The organism is Flavicella sp. IMCC45537, assembly GCF_057197705.1.
This window is the reverse complement of sequence record NZ_CM170067.1, coordinates 663,774-676,675: the sequence shown is the minus strand read 5'-3', so window position 1 is coordinate 676,675 and position 12,902 is coordinate 663,774. Positions and strand designations below refer to the sequence as shown.

The 12,902-nt window shown below is 29.7% G+C and carries 12 protein-coding genes; all 12 read right to left on the bottom strand.

The genetic code is table 11. The features are described from left to right. Positions 1-46: 46 nt before the first annotated feature. The 12 genes from AC2DGP_RS03125 to AC2DGP_RS03070 all read right to left on the bottom strand — a co-directional run bounded on the left by AC2DGP_RS03125 (position 47) and on the right by AC2DGP_RS03070 (position 12,896). The gene (locus tag AC2DGP_RS03125; RefSeq protein WP_484491575.1) at positions 47-1,129 is read right to left on the bottom strand and encodes a glycosyltransferase; all 1,083 of its coding nucleotides are present in this window, start codon (positions 1,127-1,129) and stop codon (positions 47-49) included. After that, positions 1,130-2,242 (bottom strand): glycosyltransferase, encoded by a 1,113-nt coding sequence (locus AC2DGP_RS03120; protein ID WP_484491574.1) that lies wholly within the window; start codon positions 2,240-2,242, stop codon positions 1,130-1,132. Beyond that, positions 2,239-3,240, bottom strand: a complete 1,002-nt coding sequence (locus tag AC2DGP_RS03115) for a glycosyltransferase family 2 protein (protein ID WP_484491573.1) — start codon at positions 3,238-3,240, stop codon at positions 2,239-2,241. Before AC2DGP_RS03115 ends, AC2DGP_RS03120 begins: the two co-directional genes overlap by 4 nt. Continuing rightward, positions 3,230-4,375, bottom strand: a complete 1,146-nt coding sequence (locus AC2DGP_RS03110) for a glycosyltransferase family 4 protein (protein WP_484491572.1) — start codon at positions 4,373-4,375, stop codon at positions 3,230-3,232. Before AC2DGP_RS03110 ends, AC2DGP_RS03115 begins: the two co-directional genes overlap by 11 nt. 2 nt (positions 4,376-4,377) lie before the next feature. Next, positions 4,378-5,778: a glycosyltransferase family protein gene (locus tag AC2DGP_RS03105; RefSeq protein ID WP_484491571.1), complete on the bottom strand. Its 1,401-nt coding sequence runs from the start codon at positions 5,776-5,778 to the stop codon at positions 4,378-4,380. 65 nt (positions 5,779-5,843) lie between these two features. Continuing rightward, a complete protein-coding gene (locus AC2DGP_RS03100; protein WP_484491570.1) occupies positions 5,844-6,542 on the bottom strand; it encodes an acylneuraminate cytidylyltransferase family protein in 699 nt (232 codons plus the stop codon). Beyond that, on the bottom strand, positions 6,542-7,702 hold the full coding sequence (gene neuC / locus AC2DGP_RS03095; RefSeq protein ID WP_484491569.1) for a UDP-N-acetylglucosamine 2-epimerase: 1,161 nt from the start codon (positions 7,700-7,702) through the stop codon (positions 6,542-6,544). Before neuC ends, AC2DGP_RS03100 begins: the two co-directional genes overlap by 1 nt. Position 7,703: 1 nt before the next feature. Then, positions 7,704-8,705, bottom strand: coding sequence for an N-acetylneuraminate synthase family protein (locus AC2DGP_RS03090; protein ID WP_484491568.1), 1,002 nt, complete (start codon positions 8,703-8,705; stop codon positions 7,704-7,706). After that, on the bottom strand, positions 8,702-9,838 hold the full coding sequence (locus AC2DGP_RS03085; protein WP_484491567.1) for a glycosyltransferase family 4 protein: 1,137 nt from the start codon (positions 9,836-9,838) through the stop codon (positions 8,702-8,704). The genes AC2DGP_RS03090 and AC2DGP_RS03085 overlap by 4 nt, the downstream gene beginning before the upstream one ends. 10 nt (positions 9,839-9,848) lie before the next feature. Next, positions 9,849-10,880 carry a glycosyltransferase family A protein gene (locus AC2DGP_RS03080; protein ID WP_484491566.1) on the bottom strand — a complete coding sequence of 344 codons (1,032 nt, stop codon included), beginning with the start codon at positions 10,878-10,880 and terminating at the stop codon, positions 9,849-9,851. Further along, positions 10,867-11,793 carry an NAD-dependent epimerase/dehydratase family protein gene (locus AC2DGP_RS03075; protein WP_484491565.1) on the bottom strand — a complete coding sequence of 309 codons (927 nt, stop codon included), beginning with the start codon at positions 11,791-11,793 and terminating at the stop codon, positions 10,867-10,869. Before AC2DGP_RS03075 ends, AC2DGP_RS03080 begins: the two co-directional genes overlap by 14 nt. Before the next feature lie 203 nt (positions 11,794-11,996). Next, entirely contained in the window at positions 11,997-12,896 is a 900-nt protein-coding gene (locus AC2DGP_RS03070; RefSeq protein WP_484491564.1) for a glycosyltransferase, read from the bottom strand. Positions 12,897-12,902: the final 6 nt, after the last annotated feature.

Sequence of the window (12,902 nt, the reverse complement as noted above, 5' to 3'; positions counted from 1 at the left end):
TATTTCTTAAAGGTTAATTAATAACATTTTTTCAAAAAAACAACGGTTACGCTAACAGGATCTTTTCATACAATAAAATCATTTCAGACATTACTGTATTTTTTGAATATACTTTATCAACTTTTTCATATAATTTTTTTCGAATTTTTTCACAAATTGTCACATCTTCAAATAATAAACATATTGCTTCTGCCAATCTTCTATAATCATTCGGAGGAACCAAATATTCATTTTCATCTATCAAATTACCACATTCTCCAACATTAGTTACCACCACCGGTAATTTTGCCAAACCATATTCTAAAAGTGAGATTGGCAATCCCTCAGACAAAGATGAGAGAACCCCCATGTTTGCTTGAGAAAGAATATGTTGCATATCGCTACAAGCCCCATATAAAAAAACCGCTTTTGTTAAATTATTCTTTTCTATAAAATTTTTTATTTCTCTCGAGTAATTATCTTTGTAATCTCTACCAATCAAATGTAGTGTAAAACGACTATTCTTCTCTATAATTAGTTTAAAAGCTTTCAAAAGGTTTAAATGATCTTTTTGCTTCCTAAACCCTGCTACATGAACAATTCTAAACCCATTTACACCTTGTAATTTAGTTTTTGAGATATTTTCACTGAAATGTGCAAAATTATTCAGAAAATACACATTTCTACAATTAAGTTTCAATTCTGCCCAACTTTTCAAATTAGAATTTACAACAAAAATTGCTTCATAAAAATAAGAAAAAGCATACAGCAATTTTATCGGGCGTTGCTCTAAAAACTCACTATCTCCATAGTGATCGTGCCAAACTATCTTTACTTGTGGGTGACAAACTTTTAAACAAAAGGCTATAAACGAAGATGTAGAATGAGCATGAACAATTGATATTTTTTCTTTTTTAATAAATTTTATAAGTTTTATTAGAGCTTTTAAATCAAAAGATTTACGTCTCTTCAAAAACAAATACCCGACGTTATCGCTTATTTTTTTCCTCAAACCACCTTCAACCCTTGTTGCACAAAGATATGAAGGGATATTTCTTTCAGCTAAAGAATTTGCAATATTAACGGCCAACACTTCCGCTCCACCTTCATTAAGTGAATCAATTATTTGTATGACTTTTAATTCTTTCAATTATATAAATTTTGAAATTTCTTTCTCGAATTTTTCCAGTGTATAGAATTGCGACCATTTTTTTCCTTCTTCCACTTGATTTCTAAATTTGTCCTCGTTTTGTAAGTAACTTTCTATCTTCTGAACGATTTCATTTAAATTATTTGATACCAATGCTCCTCTATTGCCATAATCAAGCATAAAGGGGACACAAGACACACTGGAGGCTATAGGCAGACAGGACCAAAACATCGCTTCAGCTACAACTTTCGGCCACCCCTCGGATTTTGATATGAAAATTAAAAAATGACTACTTTTAAAAGCTTTTTTAACCACATCTTTACTTACATTTCCATGAAATAGAATTTTGTTTTCTAATTTATTTAGAGAAACATAATTTTCTAATCCTTTTCTTTCTAATCCATCACCATAAATATCCAAAACTACATCATAACCTCGTTTCAATAATGCCTGAGTAGTTTTTACCGACAAAATCGGCTGCTTACTTTTGGTTAATGCCCCGACGTATATGAGTTTTATACATTCCTTAAAATCTTTTGATGGAACTTCTATTATCTCACTTTGTCTATAACTAGCTGTAAAAAAGGGAACAATATTTTCACTTTGTTTAGGCCAATTCCCGTACACTAATACTTTAATATTTTTAGTCAACCAGGTATTTTTCAATATCCTTTTCTGTAAACTGTAAGTAAATGGCTGTTTACTCTTGAAATCCCAGTTACCTGCATATTTTGCAGTTTTTTTCTTTTTTGGAAAAAATATTTGCAAAACACATCCTAATAAACCAACATTTCCAGGAGATCTCAAATGAATATGATCTACTTCTCTCATTACATTGGTAATTCTAACACATATGATAGGAATTAAAAATATAGCTTTAATACAATTTTTGAAAGTTGTAACATCGAAATCAGGTATCTGAACAATCTTAATATTTTGATGTTTATAAGGTATTTCTATCTCATTCAACACTTGATTTGATACTGGGGCAATTATAATTATTTCATCGACATATTTTCCCCATAAATCCATTTCACGAACATATGGTTCGTAAGCAAAAAATTGTTCTTCATGTATTTTATGGGCACAATGCGTTATGATTCCGAACTTCATTGATGAATTTTAGGTTTATTTACTAATAATTGAAACAATGCAACTAATCGACCCGATGATTCGGTCAAGGCCTTCAGCTTTGAATCACCTGACACGACATTCGAAAATCTAACCATTAGCAACAAAATTGTGATACAGCTCCACTTAATTTTAGCATTTAGTGATGGTTTTTCATACTTTACCCTCCATACATACCAACCATTCCTAACTACCATTTTTCCGTAAGTATATTGATTCGGTCTACCTGAACTTTCATGGTAATGATAGAGTTGTGCACTCGTATTTACATACAAATTATATTTTTTAGACACCCTTAAACAATAATCAGCATCTTCATACAAGCCATATCCTTCGAAATATGTCGAAAATTTTATGTTATCGACAACCTCTTTTTTAAACGATGAAACTCCACCCATAAAGTACTCTACTTCGTAAACTTTATTACTTGGTGGTAAAAAACTTACTGAAAATCCGTTTGCAAATTCTGGCATGATACACGGAGGTTTATCCGATAAGAGTCCAATTTTTTTTCTCAAAACATTTCGACTACCCAAATTACGGATATAACCGTCTATTTCATATTCTTCAAAATTTATTTTTTTTTCATTATTTATTTCTCTCCATTTTACTTCATTCATTATATAACCACCAACTCCTCCCGCGTTCGGAAACAATTTATAAGTTTCCATTATATTTTCAAAATAAGAAGGCTTCAAAATTATATCATCATCTAAAAAACAAACAACATCTATATCATTTGAGACTTTAGATATTCCAAAATTTCTTTGTTTGGTTAATCCTCTATCTTCCTCAGAAATTAAATAATACTTTACGTTTTTAAAACAATTATTTTGTAAAACTTCTTTTGTGTTTTCATTTAACGAGCCGTCTACCACTAAAACTTCATCTGGGTAGATGCTTTGCTCATCAATAGATTTGAGTAAAGTATGTAGCGCCTTTGGACGCATATATGTACAAATGATTAAACTAAACTTCATTCAACATCTTTTTATAGAATTCAATATTTACGTTTATAGATTTTGCATCGTTAAATTTTTCTACAATTCTTTGTCTAGCATTTTTTGCCATATCCATTGAATAACTATGATTTTCAATTAATTCATAAACTTTCGAAGCAAAATTAATACTATCGGTAGGAGTCACCATAAAACCTGTTTTGCCATCAATCATTAATTCATTTGCCCATCCTATGTTTGAAGTAACCATTTTTTTTTCCATCGCCATTGCTTCAAGCCAAGTCATAGGAAAAGCTTCTGCTAAACTTGGTAACAATATTATTTCTGCTTGTTTTATATATGTAATTACTTTATCGTAAGGAACGTAGTTTACGTAGTTTAGTTTAGATTTTGCTTTTTCCGATAAATATCTTTTCATCAAAGTTAAAGTAGATTCACCAGTGAGTATGTCAATATTATCTTTACCCAATAGGGTTAATGAAACTTCATTATCTTTCTCTATCAATAAATTGAACATTTTTGCAATTTCTAATACCCCTTTTTTTCGTACCAAAGTTCCAAAATACAATAGTGTTTTATGTAAAATATTTTCATGATCAGGTGAAAATCGAGTAACATCAATCGTGTTATGTATTGTTTTTATTTCATTCTTTAATCTAAATAATTCTTTTGTCTTTTTAGAAACAAAATCACTTACCCCAATAATACTATTTGCTGCGCGTAATGCTTTTTTTTCAAAAAACTTGTTTTTCCATTTTACCGATCTATTCTCTAAATCACAAAAATAAGTATCCGAACCATGTAACCTAATAACCAATGGACACCTAAATCTCATAAATGCCGTAAATCCAGTCCATTCAGGAGATTCAACTATATCAATATTATTAATTAATACAATAGCATTCACATATTTATAGAAATAACGTCTATTTGTCAACCATGTGCCCCCTTTTAATTCTTTCTTTTTCACAAAATGAATCTCAACTCCATTTTGATGTCGAATAAAATTCTCTTGTTGACTGTAAATAAAAATGGTGATATTTAAACCTTGCTTCACAAGGTTTTCAGCTATGTTTCTTGTAAATGTACCTATGCCTCCAACATTTCCTTTGAAATCTTCTATAGGGTATTCTGGTGTAATATATGCTATATGCATTTTTAACTTAGTATATCGTTAAAAGTTTTTATAATATTCGCAGAAGCATCTTTCTGAGGTGCCACACAAATTTTATCAAACCATTCTTTCATTTCACACAAAGAGTAATTATCATTTATAGCATCCAAAATAACTTTTTTTAAACCACCTTTCGTATCAATCCATAAAACAGCTTGTTTCGAAGGCATTGACTGAAAGTGAATGTATTTGTAAATTTTATCGATATTCCATTTAGTAATATCTCCCTTTTTAGTATTGTAATTTATATACGCACAAGGCTTGTCATGACTTACTGCATCAAATGCCATTGATGACCCCACATTAATAACCATCTCAGAATGTTTAATGGTATTAAATAACAGCCTCATATCTTCTTTTAGAGGCATTACTGTATCCCATCCATTCCCTAGGTTTGCCCATTTAGGATCAATACAAGTTATAATTTCTTCATACCTAGCTACAATTTCTATATGTCGATCTGTGAAGTCAACAGGACACTTTCTATAAAGTATACCTATATTATATCCTTCATTGTTTAATTCTTTAACTGTTTGAGCAACATCTTCTAAATAATATTGATCAAAAGGAGAAGTTGTAACATCATCGCCTGAAAAACAAATGTATTTTTTGTTTATTTCTAGATTATTAACTTGAAAAAAATCCTCTTTATCCATATGTAATGCAGAATCTTTATGCATTTCAAACTGAGGAGATCCAGTTACGTATACTTGTTCTTTTTTTATATGAGGATAATAATACATCAATTCTTCTTTCATATGTACGCTCCACACCAAATAATAATCAGCTTCTATCAACAACATCCCTTTGGGTAAATTATCCCATGAAAAAATAAAAGTGACTGTAGGTATATTTAGATCCTTGGCAGCTAGTATAGGAGCAACACCTAACATTGGCCGCTGATTCGTACAAAAAACCATTGCTGGCATTTCTTTCTTTAGTTGCGCTAATGAATTCTTATAATAGGTTGTTTTACGTTCTAAGCGTGTAATATTCTGACTAATTTTACGTAAACCTTTTTGAGAATTATATTTTAAAATAAAAAAGTAAACAATTACATTTTTCACAAAACTTTTTAAGTTTTTATTTGTCGAAGGAAAACTATAAGATAGATACGCTGGATTCTTTGTCTTTTTAAAAGATAAATTTAACTCAATTTCTTTCTTTGCTCTTTTATAAAGATCAGACAAAAAATGGTTTTTCGCATTTTCTATCTTCACTTCTTTGAGTCCAAGGTTTTCATTTAAAGAGTAAGTTGTATTATTCCAATAGGTTAAAGAAAGTCCTTTTTCAATTGAAAACTTACAAATATTTCCATAAACGAAGTTCCTTAAACCTACACCATCTGGTAAAAAAATCCAAATATTTTTATTTTTTATTTTCATTTTATCGTTCTCAGCTTACAAAACAGTTTTTTTTGAATATCATCATAAAATTGTTCAACTATTTTTTACAAACTATTCATTTTAATAAATTCCTCTGCCTTAATCCAATCCTCCATTGTATCAATATTCACGTAGTTTTCTTCTGACGATACAATATATCCTATTGAGTTCCCGTACAAAGAATTTTGCTTTTTAATAACAGAAGTTTTTGTAATATAGATGCTACCATCCCTATGATATGATTTTGGAAGATTCTGCCTTCTAGTAATTATTTCTTTTTCACCTGTAGCAATTACTAATTGTCCGTTTGTATTAGGTTCAAAAACCCAATGCGGATTATATTCATGTGGTACTTCTCGAACAGATATTAAAGAATCATTTTGTTCTTCACAAAATTTCTGAATGGCCTCATTTAAAAACGATAGAGTTCTAAATGGACTCGTAATTTGTAATAAACAAACGGCATCAAAAAAAATGTCCTGTTCCTCAAAAAAATCTATTGCATGTTTAATAACAGGAAGTGTGGGAGATTCATCCTCAGCTAAACTATTTGGTCTTTTAAACGGTACATCAACTCCTAGTTCATTTGCAATTTCAATTATTTCATCGTCATCAGAAGATACTACTATTTTTGAAATTAATTTCGATTTCAAAGCTATATCAGTAGTATATTGTATAAGTGGTTTTCCATCTAATAATTTTATGTTCTTTTTAGGAACCCCTTTAGATCCACCCCGAGCAGGTATAATGACTAATATTTTCATTAATACACAATTGTTTTATGAAATGTAAATTCCGTATTCGCAAGAATGTCAGCAATTTTTTGACCTGACATACCATCACCATATATATTTTCAGAAACAATAGCACATGTTGAAATCCTATCATTGACGCTTTTTATGATTTCATTTTTGTCATAAATAGTATCTAAAACATTGCTACCTCTTTCTCTTCTATTTTGTCGTGTTCCAATGTTTACTACAGGCACTGCTAAATAAGAACATTCTCTAATTCCAACACTTGAATTCCCTACCAAACACTTACTGTTCACCAATAATTTCAAAAAATCATTGGGTTCCATATTTTTAAAAAAATGAATATTTTTTGGTTGATTTATTTCTCTAAATGATCTAATTCCACTAGAAGTACCATCTGAACCTGCATCAACATTTGGCCAAAACCAAAATGTAGGAATATTTAATTCATGTATGGCATGTAATGTCTCTTCAACATCCTTTCTAGCAGTTTTATACTCAGTTGTAACAGGGTGTTGCATCACTACAAGATAGCCTTCTTTTTCCCAATTGATGTCTACCCCAACTCCTCCGTATTTTTCTATAGGATCAAAATCTAAAGTAGCATTGTTTTTTATTTCTTTTGCAATATCTATTGATGGACAACCAGTATTAAATACCATATCTGGATTTTCACCCATTTTTAATACTCTTTGCTTTGCATCTTCAGATGCTACAAAATGAACGTCTGCTAATTTAGTATTTGCATGACGTACTTTTTCATCAATATTACCCGTTACTTCTCCACCCTGAATATGCACCAGTGGAATATTTTGGTAAGAAGCAGCTATACTTGTTGAAATAGTTTCAAATCTATCTGCTATTGTCACAACTGCATCTGGTTGTAAACGATAAAATACATTGGCTAACTCCATAACCCCTAATCCAGTAGTTTTAGCCATAGAAGTAGGATTTTCACCTTCTAGTACCATAAATACTTTCTCTGCTATATTAAAACCATCCTTTTCAATAAATTCAACCGCATTTCCATAACGACCTAATAACGCTGGACCTGCAATCACTAATTGCAACTCTAACTTTGAATGATTTTTAATAGCAGTTAATACAGTTTTAATTCTACTATAAGAAGGACGTGCAGTTACTACCACACATATTTTTTTTACTAACATATTACTCTGTTATATCATCATCATTTAAAAAATCCCATTTTTTTAAATCTTTATTGACTTTTCTTCCAATGACTTTTTTATATTCACTAGCCAAGATACCAAATCCTTTAGGTTTTTTGGTTTCTAAATCAGAAAATCTAATCACATTTCCTTTTTTTAAATCTTTATTGACTGCTAATGATTTTTCAAAAATTGATTTTAAGGTACTAAATTCAGAATTATCTGATTTATTTACAGGGTTTTGCAATGCATCTGTGATATTATTTACAGCAGAAACTAACTGAGAAGTTTCTTTCATTGTCAATGATGATTTCGCATCTGGACCGAACATTTCTTTATCAAACACGACATGAAATTCTAATATTTCAGCACCCAATGCTGTTGCTGCAATACACGCTTCTATAGTAGACGAGTGATCTGAAAACCCAACGGGAACCTTATATTTATTTTTTATTTCTTGAATAACATTTAACCCATATTGAGTAGGCTTAGTCGGATATGATGTAGTACATTGTAAAATAGAATAGTCTATATTTCTTGATTTTAAAAAAGATACTGTTTTATCTAACTCTGCATAAGAACTCATTCCTGATGAAATAATTACAGGTTTTTGTGTTTGTGTTATTTTTTCTAGGAGTACAAAATTATTCACTTCACCCGAACCTATTTTATATCTTTTCACTCCTACTTTCTCCAATAAATCTACCGCTGCATTGCTAAATGGAGAACTCATAAATTCCAATCCAACATCATCACAGTGTTGCTTAATTCCTTTCCATTCCTCCAATGAAAACTCCATACGTTTCCAATACTCCATTCTTGTTGCATCTTGTTTGGAAAACTTAACCCTAAAAGGCTCATGAATACTACTTTCAGCTTCAGCTATATGTGTTTGAAATTTAATAGCGTTACATCCAGTTTTAGAGACCGCATCAATATAGGAATGAGCTAATCCTAAACTACCGTCATGTGCTTGTCCTATTTCAGCAATTGTAAATATCATAAGTAGTATCTATTTAAAAAATTCTCTTTGGCAGATTGTACTATGTTATTTGAGTTATTATGCCAAACATCCATATCATATAAATTTGATGGAATATTTTCAATAAACGGATTTACTCGACCAGACTCATCATATCTCTCAATTTCATTTTCAATAACTTCAACCCAACTCTGTACCATATTAGCATTGGCAACTAAAATACCATATTTACCATAACCCAAAACTTCTGAAACAGCTCCATTATCTGATGCGATACAATAAGAACCACATTTTAAAGCTTCAGCAAGCGATAACCCAAAACCTTCATGCCATAATGTTGGGAATAAATAGAAATCGGAAAGCTGGTAATATGCGGCTAATTCATGATTTGGTACACGTCCGATAACTCGAACATTTTTTATAGGAACTTCTTTTTCAACTCCAATAACTAATAATTCAATTCGGTCTTTATATGACTTGACTAGGTGCAACCATGCTTGAAGTATAATATCCAATCCTTTTTTTTTTCTATCTTGGGAACACCATACAAACACAATTTTTTCTTGGTTTATTTGATAACTAGTACGTAATTCTGATTTGTTTTTTTTTGAGACAGAAAAAAATATTTTTTTACTCACACCATTATTATTAACAGAAATTTTAACTGGTAATGTAGTACAATTATTTTTAAAAAAAACATAAGAAGAATTAGATAATAGGATCAATTCATCTATTTTTGATAATAATTGAGTAGAATTTGAAAAAACTGAAAAACCATGATAAAAATATTGAACGTAAACTCGTCTTCTTAAATTATTTTTTTCAATATAATTTGTTATTTGTGATAACAAACCTATATCATCTATAACTTGTACAATAATTTTTTCATAACCTTTTATTTGCTTTGAAAAAGCCTTTACATACTGTGAATGTTTAGTTCCGAAACCAAGTTTATTGGATATTTTTTCAGTAAATTTTCGATTAGCAACAAATACTTGTTCAGTATCTATTAATTTAATTTCAGACTCAGGACAAATAACCACATCTATATAGTTATTGTTTTTAAGATGATAATTCATCATAGTTGTCCAACTCCCAATCCCAGCATATGGAAGTGGAAATTTTGATAGTAAGATAACTTTTATATCGTTCATGTAAGTTCTATTAATAAATCTCAGAAGCTGATTTTGACAAACCTATTTTTTTGAAAAATTTTCTTTTCATCGTTTTTGATAAAACTAGCTTACGACAAATTTTGCCAATTAATATTTGTGTTTTAGACAAATTATTAAAACTTTTTAAAAGAGAGGCATCAATACTAGCTTGCTTTATTTTTATTTGAATTAAATCAAATTCATCATACATCCAATTTTCAACAACGTTTCCCATATGAAAAGCATAATTATTCTTAGTAGCGAGTCTCAAAAAACCTAAATTATCATTCGGAACATCAATAAATTTATTCTCAACTCCACCTACAATTTTCACAAAAGCTGGTTCAGAAGTACCACGATCAAAAACTTCACGTCTTAAAGTAGCGACAAAATGCCCACACCCCACAACCGCATCCATTTTTTTATTAGAAACTGTAAGATATTTCTCTAAGTGAACTTTATCATACAAAGGGGTATCGTTACCTAAGCTGGCATCAAATTTCTTCAATCCATCAGGATCTAAAACATCTTTAAATTTCAATTTTCCTTTAAATAACCCATAATACCATGTTGAATTTACAAAGTTTTTAAAAGCTTTACTTGAAGGTACAGGGCTTACCATTCCTGCTGACTCAAAATTCAAAAAAACATCTTCAACGGCACCTTGCCAACCTGATTTAAAAAGGACATCTGCATCTGTAATAGTAACTAAAGGTTCCAAATTTCCTGATGAAGCGGCCAAAATTGCATTTATTTTCCCTACATTTTCTTTCGAGTGAAACACCTGATCAATAAAAGACTCTTTATGATATAACTCTTCTATGTATTCACGAACTTTTACATGAGAATCATTATTATATATGGTTATCTTTGTTTTATCATGTATCGTAAGCAATAAAGATTCTATACATAACTTTAGAATGTCAAAAGAATCAGAAAAATAACCTTCAAAATTTGGAATATATACTGGTATAATAATTCTATGATAATTTTCGGTATCTAATTTAAAATTATCTTTTTCTGGATTTCTACCTAGCCTCATAAAATTCAATTAATTTTGAAATCCCTGTTTCTAAGGTTATTAAATCTCTTCCTAATACTGCTCTCATTTTGGTAGTATCAGGACATCTACGTTTCATATCTCCTTCCTCTAAAGCAGGTAAATGGATTATTTCCGATTTTGACTTTGTGATTTCAATAATTTTTTTCGCGAGATCCAAAATAGTCATTTCTACATCACTCCCAACATTAATAACCTCGTTTTTACATTTTTCACTCATCATTGCTTTAACACAAGTATCGGCATTGTCTTCAACAAAACAAAAAGACCTAGTTTGTAATCCATCACCATAAATTGTAATCGGTTGATCTCTCAACGCTAATTTTAAAAACCTTGGAACGACAAAATCTTCACTTTGGTTGGGTCCGTAAGTATTAAAAAATCTAAATATTGTGTATTCAAGATTGTATTCTTGTTGGTATGATCTAAAAAATGCTTCTCCTACATTTTTAACAATTGCATAAGGCAACCTTGAATTTAATGGTGTTGTATTTTCATTCTGAGGAATTTCAAATGGTTCACCATATACCTCTGAAGAACTAGAGTAAAAAACTCTTTTTACACCAGAGTTTTTTGATAAGGATAAAACATTCTTTATTCCTTCAATATCATAAAGTACATTCATAGGGTTTTCAAGAGTTCTTTTAACCCCAACCAAGGCGGCATAATGAAAAACATAATCGAAAATATATTTTCCAAATACAGGTACTATATCATTGTAAACATTTACATCGGTTTTAATAAAATCTATATTTTTTTTATCAGGTACTTTAGATAAACTCCCTGTTGAAAAATTATCTACAATCACAATATGATTATTTGTATTCTCGGACAACCTCTTTGCTAGCGCGCTACCTACATTTCCTGCACCTCCTGTTATTAATATTGTGGGCATTTTTTCTTTTTAATTATCAATTATTAAATCTTTTACTTATGATAGTTATTAATAATTTAAATATAACAACTATTTATTTTATCTATTGTAGTCAGTTTAATTATTCATTATAAATTAAACACAAACTATTTTCTTTATATTTTACATTAAATTTGACCTTTCATTCAAGCCGACACCTATAATCTAATTGAATTAGTATGTATTCAAACAAATTTTATGGACTTTAACACATTCTGAAGAAAAGAGATAAAATATTTAAACCTAAATATAACTATATGAAGATACAATACTTTTTTTAAAATTAATATATTCTTTTTATCATTGATATAAATTTTATCAATCATATCTAGTAATACTTTTCTTTGACTTAATGTGAAGAATAAATTCTTGAACTTCAATAAATAATAATAATAACTAACTTGTGCTACTGTTTTTTCTTTAATATTATTATTTTTATTTCCACTTATACTTACATCCGATTTTCTTACAAAAACATTTGCCGTATTAATTGAGAAAACACCTTTAAAATTAGAAAACTCCAATACTCCTAAATGATCTGCACACCAACCCAAAGGAAAATCTTTAAATTTCACTTTATTTAGTTGAGCTTTATTGAATATATATTCACTCAACGAACTTCGAGATTTTCTAAAAATAAAATCCGTAGATTTTTCAATCTTAGGATGCTCAAATTTATTAGAAATCGATTTATCATTTTGATCTATCAAAGTAGTTGCATATCTTATAACTTTTATATCTAACATCTCTATTTCTTCAATGTTTTTATAAAACTCTTCAACCACATTTGAACCAATCACATCATCATCTCCTAATATCATAACCCACTGTGCTTCATCCTTAACCATTTCTAAACAACGTTCCCACTGCTTTACTAAAGAAACACTCCCTACATTTCTATCAAACCTTTTGTATTCAAAACTTAATTGATTACTATATTTTTCAAGAATGTTTAAAGGTTTATTTGGACTAAAGTCATCACCAATGTAAACAGTAAATTCTTTATTTGTCTGATTCGCTAGAGACTGAATAGTCTTTTCAAAAAATGTGGTTTTAAAATACGGAACAACAATCGACAATTTCATAAAAAC